This is a genomic window from Micromonospora sp. NPDC005710 (assembly GCF_040630995.1).
Taxonomy (GTDB): domain Bacteria; phylum Actinomycetota; class Actinomycetes; order Mycobacteriales; family Micromonosporaceae; genus Micromonospora.
Window position 1 is genome coordinate 332,849 of the sequence record NZ_JBEXYP010000003.1, and the last position, 16,524, is coordinate 349,372.

At 70.7% G+C, this 16,524-nt stretch carries 11 protein-coding genes and 2 tRNA genes; 4 read left to right on the forward strand and 9 right to left on the reverse strand.

Annotated features, from left to right (window positions below):
• Positions 1–16: 16 nt before the first annotated feature.
• A complete protein-coding gene (locus ABZ406_RS05980) occupies positions 17–1,141 on the reverse strand; it encodes a DUF5931 domain-containing protein (RefSeq protein ID WP_357756189.1) in 1,125 nt (374 codons plus the stop codon).
• Between the two features lie 119 nt (positions 1,142–1,260).
• Between ABZ406_RS05980 and ABZ406_RS05985 the strand changes: the two genes are divergently transcribed.
• A complete protein-coding gene (locus ABZ406_RS05985; protein WP_357756190.1) occupies positions 1,261–1,716 on the forward strand; it encodes an ATP-binding protein in 456 nt (151 codons plus the stop codon).
• Positions 1,717–2,223: 507 nt separating this feature from the next.
• Here the strand turns inward: ABZ406_RS05985 and ABZ406_RS05990 are convergent.
• The gene (locus ABZ406_RS05990; RefSeq protein ID WP_357756191.1) at positions 2,224–3,162 is read right to left on the reverse strand and encodes a ribose-phosphate pyrophosphokinase; all 939 of its coding nucleotides are present in this window, start codon (positions 3,160–3,162) and stop codon (positions 2,224–2,226) included.
• A 105-nt stretch (positions 3,163–3,267) separates the two neighbouring features.
• On the opposite strand from ABZ406_RS05990, the gene glpK reads away from it, so the two are divergent.
• Positions 3,268–4,752: a glycerol kinase GlpK gene (gene glpK / locus ABZ406_RS05995; RefSeq protein ID WP_357756192.1), complete on the forward strand. Its 1,485-nt coding sequence runs from the start codon at positions 3,268–3,270 to the stop codon at positions 4,750–4,752.
• A 71-nt stretch (positions 4,753–4,823) separates the two neighbouring features.
• Here glpK and ABZ406_RS06000 read toward each other — a convergent pair whose 3' ends face one another.
• Positions 4,824–5,657, reverse strand: a complete 834-nt coding sequence (locus tag ABZ406_RS06000) for a phosphoribosylaminoimidazolesuccinocarboxamide synthase (RefSeq protein WP_357756193.1) — start codon at positions 5,655–5,657, stop codon at positions 4,824–4,826.
• A 137-nt stretch (positions 5,658–5,794) separates the two neighbouring features.
• Between ABZ406_RS06000 and ABZ406_RS06005 the strand changes: the two genes are divergently transcribed.
• Positions 5,795–7,114 carry an extracellular solute-binding protein gene (locus ABZ406_RS06005; RefSeq protein WP_357756194.1) on the forward strand — a complete coding sequence of 440 codons (1,320 nt, stop codon included), beginning with the start codon at positions 5,795–5,797 and terminating at the stop codon, positions 7,112–7,114.
• A gap of 60 nt (positions 7,115–7,174) precedes the next feature.
• Here the strand turns inward: ABZ406_RS06005 and ABZ406_RS06010 are convergent, their stop codons facing one another.
• Entirely contained in the window at positions 7,175–7,423 is a 249-nt protein-coding gene (locus ABZ406_RS06010; protein ID WP_357756195.1) for a hypothetical protein, read from the reverse strand.
• A 175-nt stretch (positions 7,424–7,598) separates the two neighbouring features.
• Between ABZ406_RS06010 and ABZ406_RS06015 the strand changes: the two genes are divergently transcribed.
• Positions 7,599–11,360, forward strand: a complete 3,762-nt coding sequence (locus tag ABZ406_RS06015) for a S8 family serine peptidase (RefSeq protein ID WP_357756196.1) — start codon at positions 7,599–7,601, stop codon at positions 11,358–11,360.
• Between the two features lie 113 nt (positions 11,361–11,473).
• Here ABZ406_RS06015 and ABZ406_RS06020 read toward each other — a convergent pair.
• The 5 genes from ABZ406_RS06020 to ABZ406_RS06040 all read right to left on the reverse strand — a co-directional run bounded on the left by ABZ406_RS06020 (position 11,474) and on the right by ABZ406_RS06040 (position 16,459).
• Positions 11,474–11,550 (reverse strand) — tRNA-Met (locus ABZ406_RS06020).
• A gap of 135 nt (positions 11,551–11,685) precedes the next feature.
• Positions 11,686–11,759: transfer RNA gene (locus tag ABZ406_RS06025), tRNA-Met, on the reverse strand.
• 87 nt (positions 11,760–11,846) lie between these two features.
• Positions 11,847–12,785: a hypothetical protein gene (locus ABZ406_RS06030; RefSeq protein ID WP_357756197.1), complete on the reverse strand. Its 939-nt coding sequence runs from the start codon at positions 12,783–12,785 to the stop codon at positions 11,847–11,849.
• Positions 12,775–13,284: a SigE family RNA polymerase sigma factor gene (locus ABZ406_RS06035; RefSeq protein WP_357756198.1), complete on the reverse strand. Its 510-nt coding sequence runs from the start codon at positions 13,282–13,284 to the stop codon at positions 12,775–12,777. Before ABZ406_RS06035 ends, ABZ406_RS06030 begins: the two co-directional genes overlap by 11 nt.
• Before the next feature lie 190 nt (positions 13,285–13,474).
• Positions 13,475–16,459, reverse strand: a complete 2,985-nt coding sequence (locus ABZ406_RS06040; RefSeq protein ID WP_357756199.1) for a UPF0182 family protein — start codon at positions 16,457–16,459, stop codon at positions 13,475–13,477.
• Between the last annotated feature and the right edge of the window lie 65 nt (positions 16,460–16,524).

Genomic DNA, 16,524 nt, shown 5'->3' on the forward strand with positions numbered 1-16,524 from the left:
ACCGGGTTCGCCGCTGTCACCTCGGCACGCTCAGCTCGATCTCGGTCCCGGCCTCGGGGGCGGACACGATCCGTACCGTCCCACCCACGTCGACCACCCGACCCCGGATCGACTGGGTCACCCCGAGCCGCCCCTGGGCGGCCGCCTCGTCCAGCCGTCCGTCGGGGATGCCCGGCCCCTCGTCGCGGATCGACACGGTCACCGTCGCCCCCTCGTCCTCGATCAACACCCAGGCCCGCCCACCGGCGTGCCGTCCCACGTTGTCCAGGGCCGCGCCGGTCGCGGCGGCCAGCTCGCCGGCCACCCGCCGGGGCAGCGGCACCGGAGTGGCCGGGGCGGAGAGCGCCACCGCCGCCGAGGCGTACCGGCCGAGCAGGGTCCGCAGATCCACCGCCTCACCGCCGTCCGGAAGGCCGCCGGCCGCCGGGCCCGCGTCGGCGATCAGCGCCCGCAGGGCGGCCTCCTGCTCACCGGCCAGCCGGGCCAGCTCGCCGGCCTCCCCGGGCAGATCAGCGCCGCGACGCTGCACCAACGCCAGCACCTGGAGCACCGAGTCGTGAATGTCCCGGGCCAACCGCTCCCGCTCCCGGGTGGCAGCCTCCAGCTCCACCGCACGCTGTAGGCGCTCCTCGGCGCTCGCCGCCAGCCGGGCCACGTGCCCGACCACCACTCCGGCGAGCAGCATCAGGATGACGCCGGTGAACGAGGACTGGCCGATCCGCTCCCGCGTCGCCAGGTCCGCGCCGGCGACAAGCAACGCGGCCACTGTGCCCCGCCGCCGACCCCCGGAGACGGCCCAGGCCAGCACCGGGCCGGCCATCCAGGCCACCCCCAGAGTGGGTACGCCCTGAGTGAGCGCCGTCCGGCCCACCACCCACGGGGTGGCCAGCACGATCGCCAACACCACCCCGAGGTCGGCCAGCAGCAGCGGCCAACGCCGCCAGGCCGGCCGGGCGTACCCGACCGCCGTCACGCCGGTCCAGGTGATCATCAGCAGGATCAGGGCACCCACGGCGTACGGGTGGGCGTACCGGTCGGCGTCGCGCACCGCGAGCGCGCAGACGTACGCCACGGAGGCCAGCCTGAACACGGTGAGCGCACGCCACAGCGGCACCTCGTACCCACCCGGCGACGACGGCATGGCGGTCAGGATGCCACAACCCGGCCCCCGTACGGCGGGCAGCGAGTGCGCTTCAGGAAACCCTGACGTACGGTGGAAAAGCCGCGAAAGACTTCGAGATGCGCTGCCGGGACGAGCCCATGACGAACGCAGATCCGCACGCACCGCGTACGGTTGTGCCCATCGAACCCGCCCTCCTGATCGCCGAAGCCTTCGACAAGGCCCAGGTGACCGAGATTCGACACTCGGTCACCTCCTGCGCGCACGCCTCAGGGTTGAACGGCCAACGACTCGACGACTTCGTGCTCGCGATCAACGAATTGATCACCAACGCGGTCCGGCACGGCGGCGGACGCGGCTGGCTGCGCCTCTGGCAGGAGTCGGAAGTACTGGTCTGCGAGGTCGCCGACCACGGGCACGGGATCACCCCGCAGCGGTTGGGCGACCGCAGTCGACCAGCCCCGGACACCGCTGGCGGCTGGGGTCTGTGGCTGGCCCGCGAGCTGTCCGACGCGATGGAGGTCGTGACCGGCACCGCCGGCACCACCGTCCGCATCACCACCGGCCTGACCAGACAAAACCCCACCCCGCGCTAAACCCCCGCCCCGCCCCACCCTCTCGAGGGGCAAGTGGCCGCTCGCCAAACCCCTCCCCCCGCGCCGCCCCGCCCCGCCCTCCCCGCCTCGCCCCGCCCGCGCCCCGCCCCGCCCTGCCCTGCCCTGCCCTGCCGATCATGGAGTTGTGGTGGGGGGCAAAGTCAACAAATAAGACCAAAACAGGCACCACAATTCCATGATCGACTAGAACCCGCGTCGATCTTGCACTTTCTGTCCCGGCCTAAGAGGCATTCCAGACTTTTCGACAACCGAACCTGCAAGATCGGCGGGGCGCCGGGGGCATGGGGCGCGAGGGACGGGAGCGGGCAGGGCGGGCAGCGCGGAGGCGCTGGCGCGGGGTAGGGCAGGACGAAGGCGCCGACGCAGCCCGGGGCAGCGCGGAGACGCCAACGCAACGCAGCACGGCGCGGGCAGGGCGAAGACGCCAACGCAACGCAGCACGGCGCGGGCAGGGCGGGGCGGAGGCGCCGACGCGGGCGGAACAGGTTAGGCGAAGAGGGCGGAGACGCTTTCGCCGTTGTGGATTCGGCGCGTCGCCTCGGCCAGGGCTGGGGCGACCGACAGGACCTGCAACTTGGGGACCCGCTTGGCGGTCGGGATGGGCACCGTGTTGGTGCAGACGATCTCCAGGACGCCGTCCTGGTCGCTGAGCCGCTGCAAGGCGTCGCCGGAGAAGAGTCCGTGGGTGCAGGCGAGTCGGATCGACCGGACCTTGAGGCCCCGCAGGTGCTCCATCAGCTCGACGACCGTGCTGCCCTTGGCGATCTCGTCGTCGAGCACGATGACATCCCGGTCGGTCACGTCGCCGATCACCGCACTGATCTTGACGAGGTCGTCGCTGAACCGCTGTTTCGCCCCGGCGGCGACTGGCGTGCCGAGCAGCCGGGCGAAGGCTGCGGCTTCCTTGGCGTTGCCCAGGTCGGGCGAGACCACCACCGTGTTGCTGAGGTCGTACCGCCGGAAGTGGGTTGCCAGTTCCCGCAGCGCGTGCAGGTGATCCACCGGGACGCTGAAGAAGCCGTGCACCTGAGGCGAGTGCAGGGTCATCGCGAGTACCCGGTCCGCCCCGGCCGAGGTGAGCAGGTCGGCGACGAGCCGGGCGCCGATCGAGATCCGTGGCGCGTCCTTCTTGTCCGACCGGGCGTACGCGTAGTGCGGCAGCACCACTGTGATCCGGCCGGCGGAGGCACCCCGGGCGGCGTCGATCATCAGCAGGAGCTCGACCAGGTTTTCCTGGACCGGCGGCACCAGCGGCTGGATCAGGAAGACGTCCCGCTCCCGGCAGTTGGCCTGTAACTGGACTTCCAGGCAGTCGTTCGCGAACCGGGAGACCCGCACCGGGTGCAGCGGCACCCCCAGGTGGGCGCAGATCTCGGCAGCCAGGTCGGGATGGGCGGTTCCACTGAATACTGCGATGTCGCGCACGTTCGCACATCGTAGGCGAAGGAGGTGGCCGCCGACGGCGGCGGGCCGGAACCCACCCGCCGTGACGCCTGTCGCGCCGCGCCGCCGTCCGGGTACGGTGCTGCGGTGACCCCCCAGTACGTCGCCGCCATCGACCAGGGCACCACCTCCTCGCGGTGCATCGTCTTCGACCGGGCCGGGGACATCGTCGCCGTGTCGCAGCGCGAGCACCGGCAGATTTTTCCCCGGCCGGGGTGGGTGGAGCACGACGCCGAGGAGATCTGGGACAACGTCGAGCAGGTGGTCGCCGAGGCGCTGCGGGCCGCCGGCACCGACGCGTCCGGGTTGGCTGCCGTCGGCATCACCAACCAGCGGGAGACCACTGTCGTCTGGGACCGGGCCACCGGCCGCCCGGTGGCCAAGGCCATCGTCTGGCAGGACACCCGGACCGGGCCGCTGCTGCGCGAGCTTGCTTCGGCGTACGGCGAAGAGCGGTTCCGGGCCCGCACGGGCCTGCCGTTGGCCACCTACTTCGCCGGGCCGAAGTTGCGCTGGTTGCTCGACGAGGTCGACGGTCTGCGCGAGCGCGCCGAGCGCGGCGAGGTCCTCTTCGGCACGATGGACAGCTGGCTGATCTGGAAGCTGACCGGCGAGCACGTCACCGACGTGACGAACGCCAGCCGGACGATGCTGATGGACCTCACGACACTGGACTGGGCACCGGACCTGCTGGACGCGATGCGGGTGCCGGCGGCGATGCTGCCGGAGATCCGCTGCTCCGCCGAGGTGTACGGCACGGCCGGCGGAGTGCTCGCCGGTGTGCCGGTGGCGAGTGCGCTCGGTGACCAGCAGGCCGCCCTGTTCGGGCAGACCTGCTTCCAGCCCGGCGAGGCGAAGTGCACCTACGGCACTGGCAGTTTCCTGCTGCTCAACACCGGCGCCACGCCGGTGCCGTCGACCCACGGCCTGCTCACCACTGTCGCCTACCGGATCAAGGACCAACCACCGGCGTACGCCCTGGAAGGCGCCATCGCGGTGACCGGCTCACTTGTGCAGTGGCTGCGGGACAACCTCGGGCTGATCTCCACGGCCGCCGAGGTGGAGGAGTTGGCCCGCACGGTGGACGACAACGGTGGCTGCTACGTGGTGCCGGCGTTCTCGGGGCTGTTCGCCCCGCACTGGCGCAGTGACGCCCGCGGCGTGATCGCCGGTCTGACCGGCTACATCACCAAGGGGCACCTGGCGCGTGCGGTGCTGGAGGCATCGGCGTGGCAGACCCGCGAGGTGGTCGACGCGATGGACGCGGATTCGGACGTGGCGCTGCGCCGGCTGCGGGTGGACGGCGGGATGACGGCGAACGGCCTGCTCATGCAGTTCCTCGCCGATGTGCTCGACGTGCCGGTGGTCCGTTCCCGGATCACCGAGACCACCTGCCTGGGCGCCGCGTACGCGGCCGGTCTGGCGGTCGGCTTCTGGCCGGATCTGGCGACCCTGCGGGCGCAGTGGCGTTCCGACGCGCAGTGGGAGCCGGCGATGGCCCCGGACCTGCGCGATCGGGAGCTGCGCCAGTGGCGCAAGGCCGTGCAGCGCACCCTCGACTGGGTGGACTGACCTCAGCGGCTAGTGCGGACCCGCGTCACGAACGCGCGCCAGGCGGGAGCGGTGAAGGCGCGGTGTCCCGGTCAGTCCCAGCGGTTGCCGGTGAGCTTCTCGTAGACCTCGACGTAGCGGGCCCGGGTCGCCTCGACCACATCGGTCGGCAGGCCGGGGGCGGGGGCCTGCTTGTTCCACCCGCTGCCGGTGGCCCAGTCCCGCACGTACTGCTTGTCGTAGGAGAACTGCACCCGCCCGGGCTGGTACGACTCGGCGGGCCAGAACCGCGACGAGTCGGAGGTGAGCAGTTCGTCGGCGAGGACCAGGGTGCCGTCCGGCGCCCAGCCCAGCTCGATCTTGGTGTCGGCGACCAGGATGCCCCGGTCGGCGGCCAGTTCGGCGCCGCGCCGGTAGATGTCGATGGTGATCTGCCGGAGCCGTTCGGCGGTGGCCTGGCCCACCTTGTCGACGACGTCGTCGTACGTGATGGGCTCGTCGTGCTCGCCGGCCGGCGCCTTGCTCGACGGGGTGAAGATCGGCTCGGGGAGGATCGACGCCTCGCCGAGCCCTCGGGGCAGTGTTATGCCGGAGACGGCGCCGGTCTGCTCGTACTCCCGCAGGCCGCCACCGGTCAGGTAACCGCGAGCCACGCACTCGACCGGGAGCATCTCCAGCCGCTGGCAGCGGATGGCCCGTCCGGCGAACTCGGCGGGCACGTCGGTGGCCGAGATGACGTGGTTCGGCACCAGGTCGGCGAGCTGCTCGAACCACCAGAGCGAGAGTGCGGTGAGCAGGCGGCCCTTGTCCGGGATCGGCGTCGGCAACGCCACGTCGTAGATCGAGATGCGATCCGAGGCGACCAGGATCAGGTCGTCGCCGTCGGCGTAGACGTCCCGAACCTTGCCCGAGTGCAGAAGTTCCACGCGCCCTAGTACACCACGCGTCTGTGGGGTGCCTGATTCGACCACCCGGCGGAGGGTGACCGGACGGACGTTGACACCTTCGTGCGCTGCCTGCGTGAATGGTCCGACCGCCACCCCCGTAGGTCCAGGAGAGCCCCGTGCCCGTTGTTCGCCCCTCGCTCGACCGCCTCGGTGCCGACCCGGGCCGGCGCCGTCTGCTCGGCGCGCTGCTCGGCGCACCTCTGCTCGCGTCGGGCGGGCTGGCGGGATGCAGCGACGGCGCCGCCACCTCGACCGAGGACGGGCCTGTCGAGCTGTCGGTCTTCTGGTGGGGTGGCACCAAGCGGGCCGAGCTGACCGAGAAGGCGTTGCGGCTCTACTCGGACCGCAATCCCCGGGTGACCTTCCGGGTCACCTGGCAGGGCGCGGACGGCTACTACGACCGGCTGGCCACCCAGGCGGGCGGCGGGAACGTTCCGGACCTGATCCAGATCGACGACGCGATGCTCACCGAGTACACCAAGCGTGAGGTGGTCCTCGACCTCACCGACCACCGCCTGGATCTTCGGGGCCTGCCGGAGGGTCTGATCCGCTACGGCACTGTGGAGGGGCGAACGATGGCGGTGGCCGCCGGGCAGACCCACGCCGTCGTGGTCTTCAACAGGGACCTGCTGCGGGAGTTGGAGCTGCCGGAGCCACGCCCCGGGGTGAGCTGGCCCGACTACATCTCCTGGGCCACGCAGGTGACCGAGACGAGTGACGGCCGGGTGGCCGGCACCATGGACGGGTCGGGTGACTACCGGGCGCTCTGGCTCTGGCTGCGGTCGCAGGGTGGCGAGTTCTACCGGGGCAACCAGCTCGGCTTCGGCGCGGACGAGCTGATCGCGTGGTTCGAGTTGTGGCAGCGGGCCCGCAAGGACCGGGCCACGCCGAGCGCGGCCCTGGTCGAGCAGGCCGACAGTGGTGAGCCGGCCCGGCAACTGGTGGTGAGCGGGGCGACGGCGGCGTCCTTCGCCTGGTCGCACCAGCTACCGGAGCTGCAGCGACTCACCGAGTCCGAGTTGGGCATCGTCGGCTTCCCCGGCCCGCCGGGGGCTCAGTGGGCGCGGGCGTCGATGTACTGGGCGGCGTTCCGGGGCACCAGACACCCGGACACGGTCGCCGACGTGATCAACTTCCTGACCAACAACGGTGAGGTTGGCGCCCTTCTCGGCCACGAGCGTGGGCTGAACCCCAGTGCCGCGGTCCGCCGCTACGCCGAGGGCAGCATCACCGACCCGGCCCAGCGACGTGCCGCCGAGTTCGGCGAGAGCATCGCCGACCTGCTCGGGCCGGCGCCGGCGCCGCCGCCTCAGGGGCATGCCAAGGTACGCACCCTGCTGGTCACCGCCGCCGAGCGCATCCGCGTCAGGCGCGACGGCACCCGGGAGGCCACGGCGCGCTTCCTGTCCCAGGCGATCGCGGCACTGGCGGTGTGAGCACCGGCGGCGGGCCGGGACCCGGCCGCCGGTGACCCGACCGATCCCCTTGCTCCTGGCTCAGCGCGGGGGGCCACCCCGGCGGTTGCGCATCAGACGCAGCACCAGGAACACGACGATCGCGACCACCACCAGGCAGCAGAGCAGTGGGAGCACCCCGAAGCCGCCCCGGCTGCGCCGCCGTGCGGCTTCGACCACGATCTCGCCGGTGCCAGTGGACGCCCAGGCCGCGACGGGCACGAAGACCGCGAGTACGACAGCACCGAAGACCGCGCTGAGGCGGCCCCACCACTTACCGAATGAAGACATGCGCCCATCCTCGCCGACTGACGCAAACTCGGCACGTCGGTCCACGCCGATTCACGGGACCGGAGTCGCCAGGCGTTCCCCGGCCGGCAGGCAACGTGCTCGCAACGTACCGGCAAAGATGATGATCTTTACATGAATGTCTTGAGGTGATCGGATTTGCCTCATGGTCAACTCTGTGGACAGTACGTGGATCTCTCGCACCCGAAGATCTGCGGCGGCAGCGGTGGGCGTCACAGTCGTCGCCGCCCTCCTCACCCCCACGTCGGCGCACGGCGCCCCACCGCCCACACCCCCGCCGACAAGGCCCGCGCCGAGCGGCAACGCGGACCGAAACCCCGTCACTGTCACGCTGATCACCGGCGACCGCGTCACGGTGACCCCGGGCGTCCACGGCGCACCGCCCTCGGTGGACGTCAGGCGCGCGCCGGGTGCCACCGGCTCGGTGCGTATCTCCACCGAGGGCCGGGACACCTTCGTGTACCCGGACGAGGCGGTGCCGTACCTCGCCACCGGTCGACTCGACAAGCAACTGTTCGACGTCACCCAGCTCGTCGCCCAGGGCTACGACGACGCGCGGACCGCCGAACTCCCCCTGATCGTGACCCGCACGACGGCCTCGGCGAAGCTCAGGACCGGCCGCACGCTGCCGGGTGCGCAGACCACGCTGGAGCTTCCCTCCGTCCGTGGCGAGGCGATCCGCGCCCGCCGATCGCAGGCCGCGGACTTCTGGTCGGCCCTCACCGAAGGGCAGTCGCCGACCGGCCGCAGCGCTGCCACCCCGGCACCCACCTTCGCCGCCGGTGTCGACAAGGTGTGGCTCGACGGCAAGGCGAAGGCCACCCTTGCCGACACCACCGCCCAGATCGGCGCGCCAGCGGCGTGGGCCGCGGGTGGCACCGGCAGCGGTGTCCGGGTCGCCGTCCTGGACAGCGGGGTGGACACCACCCACCCGGATCTCGCCGACCGGGTGGTGGCCTCCAGGAGCTTCATCGCCGGCCAGGACGTGATCGACCGGAACGGGCACGGCACCCACACCGCCAGCACCGTGGCCGGGACGGGCGCCGCATCCGACGGCAAGGAACGGGGCGTGGCGTACGACGCCGACCTGGTGATCGGCAAGGTCCTCGACGAGTACGGCAGCGGATCGATCTCGGGGATCATCGCGGGCATGGAGTGGGCGGCGCGGGCCGAGCACGCCAAAGTTGTCAATATGAGCCTCGGCGTGAGCGCGTGGCACAACCAGGACGACCCGCTGAGCCAGGCCGTCAACCAACTGACCGCCGAGACGGGCGCGCTCTTCGTCGTCGCCGCCGGCAACAGCGGACCAGATCCGTACACCCTCGGTGCGCCGGGCACCGCGGACGCCGCACTGACCATCGGCGCGGTGGACACCTCCGACCACCTGGCGGACTTCTCCAGCGTCGGACCACGGTTGAACGACGAGGCCCTCAAGCCCGACATGACCGCTCCCGGCGTGAACGTGCTGGCGGCCCGCTCGCAGCACATCACCTGGGGTGAGGGTTACTACCACGTCGACAGTGGCACCTCGATGGCGGCGCCGCACGTCGCGGGGGCGGCCGCACTGCTGGTGCAGAAGCACCCGACCTGGAGTGCGCGGCAGCTCAAGGACGCGCTGATGAGCACGAGCGTCCGCACCCCCGACTACAACGCCTACCAGGCCGGTAGCGGCCGGTTGAACGTCGCCGCCGCCTACCACCAGGATCAGATCGTCGCGACCGGTTCGGTGGACGCCGGACTCGTCGGTTGGGGCAGCACCCCACAGCCGGTGAAGCGGACGATCACCTACACCAACACCACTGACAGCCCGATCGCTGTGGCGGTCTCCGTCGACAGCGGCACCTCTCCCGCGCAGACGTTCACGGCGACCGCCGAGCGCGTCACGGTGCCCGCTCGGGCGAGCGCTACCGTCGACGTCGTGGTGACCCCGGCCGGTCTGTCCGCCGGCAGGTACTCCGCCCAGGTCACGGCCCGCTTCGCGGCCGGTGAGGTGCACACCGCCGTCGGGGTCGCCGTCGAATCCAAGAAGTACGACCTCACCATCCACCTCAAGGACCGCTCCGGCCGACCCATGAGCGGCGAGGTCGAGGTGGTGAACGCCGACACCGGCTCCGCCTTCATGTGGGTGCCGGACGGCACGCTCACCGCCCGCCTGACGCCCGGCTCGTACACGGTCGTCACGGCGGCCGACGTGGAGGGCCTGCACGGACCCCGCTCCCTCGGGCTCGCGATGCTCACCGCCCCCGAGGTCGACCTCAGCACCAACCGGGTCGTGAACCTCGACGCCGCACGGGCCCGCCAGGTGAAGGTGGCGACACCCCAGCCGACAGCGATCGTCAACAGCAGGATCGACGTCTACCGCTCGTTCACCTCGAAGGAGCCGACCCCCACCGACTGGAGCGCGCTGCGCGAGACGTTCTGGCCGGGCGCCACCTACGACAGCCTGTGGGCCCTACCGACCGCCGGCAAGGTGAAGAAGGGCAGCTTCGTCTTCACCACCCGCATCCGGGCCGCGCAGACGCCGCTGGCGATCAGCTACCACGGCCGGCACCTCAGCGAACCCCTCGCGCAGCCGGGCACCCCGCCACTGCCCGACGGCACCTCGCGCCTGGACGCCGTCTTCGCGGGCCCCGGCGGCAGCGCCGACTACGCCGGTCTTCCCGCCCGCGGCAGAGCCGTGGTCGTGCGCGGCAACGACTCGGTGACCCCGGCGGATCAGGCAGCGGCGGCACACACCGCCGGGGCGGCGATGCTCGTCGTGGTCAACGACCGGGCGGGCCGCACGAGCGAGTGGTACGGCAACCCCGACGCCGTGACGACCGGGCCGATCCCGGTGGCCTCGGTGACGATGGACGAGGGCGAGGCGCTGATCCAGAAGATCACCGCCTCGGGCCGCAACCCGCTACGACTCGTCGTGCTCGCCCACCCCAGGGCGACGTACCTGTACGACCTGGTGGACTACCACCTGGGCGGGGTGCCGAACGATCCGTCCGCCAGGACCGACCCGCGCCACCTCGCCCGGATCGATCTCACCTTCTCTCCTCCCCCGGGTAAGCAGTCCAGCGAGACACGGATGGACTTCCCGCCGTACGAGTACGCGGCAGCGCGGCCGTTCCCGTTCGCACCGGTCGCGCCGGGGCCGCGTACCGACTGGGTCTCGGCGGGTGGCGGCATCAGGTGGATGCAGTACGCCGACGTCGCCGACTGGGCACGGTCCAACACGGAGGCCATCGCCTACCGGCCGGGCAGCGTCCAGAAGGACCGGTGGTTCGGGCCGATCACGCGGCCACGGCTGCTCAGCACCGAGATCCCGTTCCGTGGTGAGACGGCGATGAGCGCGTACATCCAGGGGTTCGGCGACGCGGGCGCCGCGCACAGCGGCGGGGCCAGCATGTCGCAGATCGCCACGTTCTATCAGGGCGACAAGCAGCTGACCCGTTTCGACGGTTGGCCCGAGGTCGGCGCCGGTGAACTGTCGCCGGAGAAACTGCCGTACCGGCTGGTCGTCGACACCACCGGCAAGCCGGAGTTCAGCCCGTACTCGACCGCCACGCACACCGAATGGAGCTTCGTCTCCGGCGGCACCACCGAGGTGCAGGCCATCCCGCTGGTCCAACTGGACTACGGCACCGACGTGGACGTCGCGGGTCGGACGAAGCGCCGAACCGACTTCGCGATCACGCCGGTGGTGGTGGGCAGCACCGCGGCTCGGGACGGCGTGTCGTCACTCCGGTTGGAGATCTCCTACGACGACGGGGCGACCTGGCAGCGGCAGGACCTGACGGCGAAGAAGGGCACCTGGCGGGCGTCGTTGAACGCGCCGCACCGGGCCGAGTTCGTGTCGATCCGGGTCACCGCCAGGCAGCGCAACGGTGGCGGCGTCACCCAGACCGTCACCAGGGCCTTCGGCCTGCGGTAGAACCAGCGGGGGCCGGTGCCGACGCGGCGCCGGCCCCCTCGGGCCCTCCACACGCACCGGCACCAAAAAGTCCGGCCCCCACACTGTGGGGGCCGGACTCATATCACTTTCAGTGGTAGCGGGGACAGGATTTGAACCTGCGACCTCTGGGTTATGAGCCCAGCGAGCTACCGAGCTGCTCCACCCCGCGTCGACTTGTTAAGACTATCCCATGCGGTCCGGCGATGATCAGCGGGGGTCACCAACCCGGTGCGACAGTCGGCCAGAATGTCGAAAGCCCGCCCCGGCGAACCGGAGACGGGCTTTCGAACTGGTGTTGCTGTCGTAGCGGGGACAGGATTTGAACCTGCGACCTCTGGGTTATGAGCCCAGCGAGCTACCGAGCTGCTCCACCCCGCGTCGGTTCGCTAACCGTAGCGCACCGACCCGGGACACCGCAAAGCGACTCCGATACCGCTTCCGTCGAGACCCCTGACCTGCGCCTTCTCAGTCGAGCCAGTTCTCGATCGCCGCGACCGCCCGTCGACTGTCCGCGTCGACCTGGGTCCGCACTGCCGTCGTGTACTCCCAACCCTGCTCCCAGAGCACCGTCACCACGTCGCCGACCCGGACCGCCCGGACCAGCCGAACCTCGTCCGTACCCGGCTCGCCCATCCCCTCCGGCATCGGGGCCCGCATCTCGAACAGCACCGACTCGTCCCCGTACCCGCCCGAGGCCAGCAGGCGCTGTCGCCACGTCCTGCTGTCGTCGGGCAGCTTCTGGTCGGGGCAGCCGCGCACGGCCTGCCGCAGCTCCCGCAACACGTCGTCGGCGCGGCCGGCCCGGTAGATGGTGATCGTGTGCCGGTAACTGCCGTCCGGCACGTTCCCCGCCGGCGTGTCCGGCAACTTGTAGGCCAGGTAGCGGCCACGACGCTGAACGAGCGCCGAGTCGCTGGACAGGCGCGTGCCGCACAGCGTCGGCAGCGCAGGGCCGTCCCCGGACGATTCCAGTCCGGTCCGATTCGGGGCCGCCAGCACGAAGAACGCGCGGTCCGGGATCGAGGTGGGCGGCCGAGGCGCCGCCGGGCCGGTGGCCGGCTGCGACGTCGTACCACCGGGGGTGGTCCGCGACGGCGGCTCGGACGACGGACCCGACGCCGGGGGCGGCGTGGGTGAAGGACGGGAGGTCTCGGTCGCCCCGGTCCGCACCGGTGCAGGTGTGTCCGCCGGCGGAGGCAGTGGTGCGGAGTCGTCCGCCGGGTACGCCAGTCGCCCACCAACGGCCACCGCGCCGACGAGCAGCGCCACCGCGAGCGTCGAGCCGGCTATCCGGGCGCGGGCCCGCCGGTCGGCGAACCGCCGCAGCGACTCCGGATGGGTCAGCTCGTGGCCGTCCGCTACGGTGCCGAGAGACCGGTACAGGTCAGACAGTTCAACTGACATCGTTCGCCTCCAACTCCACGGCGTTGAGGTCGGGCAGCAGCGCGGCCAGCCGGGACCGGCCACGGGACAACCAGGACTTCACTGTGCCGACCGGGACGTCGGTCTCCCGGGCGATCTCCTCGACGGACATGTCGAAGAGGTAGTGCAGGGCCAGCGCCTGCCGGTGCGTGGCGGGCAACTGCCGGAGCGCTCCGACCAGGAGCACCCCGTCCTCGCCCGGCGGCGGTGCGACCGCCGGTGGTCCGGTACGGCTCAACACCACCCGCCAACGGTGCAGGCGCCGCCAGCGGTCGGTCGCCAGCCGGGCCACCACGAGCCGCAGCCAGGCCTCCGGCGCCGGATGCGACGACAGTCGCCCCCACTGCCGCCAGGCCCGGGTGTACGCCTCCTGCACCAGGTCCTGGGCCTCACTGTGGTCGCCAGCGACCGCATAGCCGTACCGCAGCATCCGCCGAGCGGTGCTGCGGTAGAAGTCGTCGAAGCTCTGCGCGTCCCGCACGGCTGACCCCCCTCGTTCCCACCCCGTCGCAAGGAGGACGGCGGACCGGCGTCGCAGGTTGCGGGGCTGGACGGTGCTGTCAGTGACGTGACAGTCACCGAAAGATCAGGACAACGGCTGAGCCCCCGCCGTGCGGACCTGGTGCGGTCCGAACGACGGGGGCTCGGGAGGTACTACGTGCGGTGGCGGGTCAGCCTCCCGCACTCGGGCTGGCACCCGGCCCACCGGCGGCCTGCTGCGCCTGCTGGAACGCGGTGAGCGCCTCGTCGAGGGCCTTCAGCGCCCGGCCGTACCGCTCGAAGTCACCGGACGTCTGCGCGGCCCGGACCTCGGTGATCGCGGTCTGCACCCGGTCCGCGGCGGCAGCCAGGTCACCCGCCGGCGGGGGCGTGCCGGCGCTCGGAGTCGGTGCCGGCGTCGGCGCACCAGTCCCCGAAGGCGTCGGCGTGGGCGTCGTCGGGTTGCCCCCGGTCGTTGGCGGCGGCGACGTGCCCTGCCCCGCCTTCTTGCCCTGCTCGACCAACTGCTTGATGCCGTCGTTGATGTTGTCGGCGAGCGCCACGAAGGAGCCACCGTCACCGTACGAGAGCAGCACCTTCTGCAACAGCGGGTACGCGTCCTGCTGGTTGCTCTTCACATAGACCGGCTCGACGTAGAGCATGCCGTCGGCGAAGGGCAACGAGAGCAGGTTGCCGTACTGGACCTGCGCCTGGTTGCTCGAGAGCAGGTTGAGCTGCTGGCGGATGTTCGCGTTGTTGGTCATCTGCTGGTGCACCTGCACCGGGCCGGAGATCCGGGTCTGATCCGGCAACTCCAGCACCTCCAGCCGGGGCTGCCCGTCGACGTACGACCCGGAGATCAGCGCGGCGAGGTTCTGCCGGCCGTTCGGGGTGACCGCCGAGGTGAGCTGGAACCGGGGGCTCTCCTGACCCGGGAACTGGGTGAACAGGTAGTACGGAGGCTGCTTCTGACCGCTGTCCGGGGCGTCCGGCACGTTCGGCACCTGCCAGAAGTCCTGCGCGGAGTAGAAGTCACCCGGGTTGGTCACGTGGAACTTGGTGAGCAGGTTGCGCTGCACCTTGAACATGTCCGCCGGGTAGCGCAGGTGCTCGGTCAGCTCGACCGGGATCTCCGCCTTCGGCAGCACCAGGTCACCGCCGAACGCCTTGTTCCACGCCTTGAGCACCGGGTCGGTGTCGTCGTACTCGTAGAGCTTCACAGTGCCGTCGTACGCGTCGACTGTGGCCTTCACCGAGTTCCGCATGTAGTTGACGTCTTCCCGGGCCAGCTGGAAGGTGCCCCGGTTGGTCAACTCGTCGGTGGTCTCGGTCTGCAGGTTGACCTTCTCCGCGTACGGGTAGGAGGCCGCCGTCGTGTAGCCGTCGACGATCCACTGCACCCGACCGTCGACCACCGCCGGGTACGGGTCGCCGTCCAGGGTGAGGAACGGCGCGACCTTCTCCACCCGGTCGCGCGGGTTACGCACGTAGAGCAGCTTGGAGTCGTCGTTGATCGCCTCGGAGAGCAGGAAGTTCGACTCCTGCTCCTTGATGGCGTACAGCAGCCGCCGGGTGAAGGAGCCGATCTCCACACCGCCCTCACCGGTGTAGGTGTACGACTCGCCGCCGCCCTCGCCGACCGGCCTGTCGAACTCGGCCTTCTTGTTCGGGTCGGCCTGCCCGACGATCGCGTAGTCGTCGGCAGCCATCCGCTCGCCGTAGTAGATGCGCGGCTGCTTGGCCGGGATCTGCTCGGTCTGCGACGAGCACGCCTCCTGGGTCTTCTCCCCGAGGAAGCCGGAGACGAAGAACGGTTGACCACCGCAGACCACCTGGTTGGCCGGGGCGGCCACCAGCCCGTACCCGTGGGTGTAGACGGTGTGCCGGTTGATCCAGGTGTTCTGCTGGTCGGTCAACTCGCCGTAGTTGATCTCCCGGACGCCGACCACGTAGTCGGACACCTTGCCGTTCACCCCGTACCTGTCGATGTCCAGCTTCGGACCGAAGTCGTAGAAGCCACGCACCTGCTGGAGCTGGGTGTACGTCTCACTGACCAGTTGCGGGTCGAGCAGCCGCACGTTCGACACCACGGACGTGTCGGTGGCCAGGTTGCCCGGTGGGGTGAGGTTGTTCGCCGCGTACGGGGTCGTCTCGGTGGCCCCCAACCCGAACGCCGCCCGCGTCGCGTCGATGCTGCGCTGGATGTACGGGGCTTCCTTGTCCTTGGCGCTCGGCTTGACCTCGAACGTCTGCACCGCCCAGGGGTAGATGCCGCCGATGGCCACCGCGGACACGCCGAGCAGCGCCAGCGAGATCCCCGGCCACACCAGGTTGCGCATCCAGGCGTTGGAGAACACGAGGATCGCGATCGCCACCACGATCGAGATGTAGGCGAGGATCTCCTTCGCCGGCAGCAACGCGTTGACGTCGGCGTAACCGGCGCCGTACAACTTGGCGCCCTCGTTGTACTCCAGCAGCATGGCCCGCCGGTCCAACACGTACGCGATGGCCTTCAACAGCACGAAGACCGCGACCAGGGTGCTCAGGTGCGCGCGGGCCGCGTTGCTCATCCGGTCGCCGACGCCCTGCAGGCGGACCCCGCCGAAGAGGTAGTGCACCGCCAGCGCGCCGATCACGGCCAGCACCACAGCGGTGAAGGCCACCCCGAGCAGGTAACGCCAGAACGGCAACTGGAACACGTAGAAGCCGATGTCGATCCCGAACTCCGGGTCCTTGACGCCGAAGTCACCGCCGTTGCGGAACAGCAACCACTGGTTCCACCGGTTCTGCGCGGAGAGACCCGCGAAGAGCCCGACCACAGCGGCGGTCAGCGAGATCCAGGTGCCGAGACGCGGGCTGAGCACCATCCGGTAGCGCTCCAGTGTCGCCTGCTCCACCGAGTGCGGACGCAGACGCGGGCGCAACCGGTAGGCCAGCCACAGGTTGCCACCGACGATCACCGCCATGCCGAGGCCGACGGCGAGGAAGAGCAGCAACCGGGTGAGCAGGACACCGGTGAAGACCTCGGTGTAGCGGACCTCGTCGAACCAGAGCCAGTCGGTCCACGCCTGGACACCCCATCCGAGCAGGGTGAAGAGCACGAACACCCCGACCAGGACAGCGATGGTGACGCGCCCGCGCCGGCTCATCCTCGGAAGGGGGCTGCTGCTACGCATGACCACTGTTGGCTCCGCACGCTCGATATGATCGGCTCCGACCAGGGCACCCAGAGTACGGGGTG

What these genes read in the sequence shown, in the direction of transcription:
- ABZ406_RS06010 (WP_357756195.1), bottom strand. Translation starts at nt 7,423, where the DNA reads ATGTCTTCATTCGGTAAGTGGTGGGGCCGCCTCAGCGCGGTCTTCGGT.
- ABZ406_RS05980 (WP_357756189.1), bottom strand. Translation starts at nt 1,141, where the DNA reads ATGCCGTCGTCGCCGGGTGGGTACGAGGTGCCGCTGTGGCGTGCGCTC.
- ABZ406_RS05985 (WP_357756190.1), top strand. Translation starts at nt 1,261, where the DNA reads ATGACGAACGCAGATCCGCACGCACCGCGTACGGTTGTGCCCATCGAA.
- ABZ406_RS06040 (WP_357756199.1), bottom strand. Translation starts at nt 16,459, where the DNA reads ATGCGTAGCAGCAGCCCCCTTCCGAGGATGAGCCGGCGCGGGCGCGTC.
- ABZ406_RS06030 (WP_357756197.1), bottom strand. Translation starts at nt 12,785, where the DNA reads ATGTCAGTTGAACTGTCTGACCTGTACCGGTCTCTCGGCACCGTAGCG.